The 394-nt window shown below is 60.7% G+C and carries 1 protein-coding gene; it reads left to right on the top strand.

Features of this window, described 5'->3' with window-relative positions; all coding sequences use genetic code 11:
* Nucleotides 1-394 (top strand): hypothetical protein (locus E1297_RS48795; RefSeq protein ID WP_196223086.1); only part of this gene is annotated, 394 nt, incomplete at both ends.

Raw genomic sequence — 394 nt, 5'->3', positions numbered from 1 at the left:
TGACAGCCAGATCGCGATTACCGCGCAGTCATTGTCCTCGCAAATTGTCGAGGGTGTCAGCTCGGTTTCGACCTACTCGCTGGGCCTTGTTTCTGCTCTGGAAGGAAAAACCGCGAGTGCGTTTGAAATAGTCGAGACCCGCGTCGAGGTGATGGGCGGGGAGGTGATACAGGTCGCAACTCGGGCCGAGCGGCTGGAGACGGTGACTGAGGATACACAGGCGCAGGTGACGACACTGGCAGAGTCGGTGGACAGCCGCGTTGCCACCTTGACGCAATCGACCGTGGCGCTGGCCGGGGCGCAGGATAGCGCCACCGCGCAGAGCCTTCTGGATCTTCTCGACAACAATGCTGCGCAGCAAAACCTTGACAGCCAGATCGCGATTACCGCGCAG

The sequence above is a fragment of the Roseibium sp. RKSG952 genome, assembly GCF_009711355.1.
This window is presented reverse-complemented; position numbering and strand designations above follow the sequence as displayed.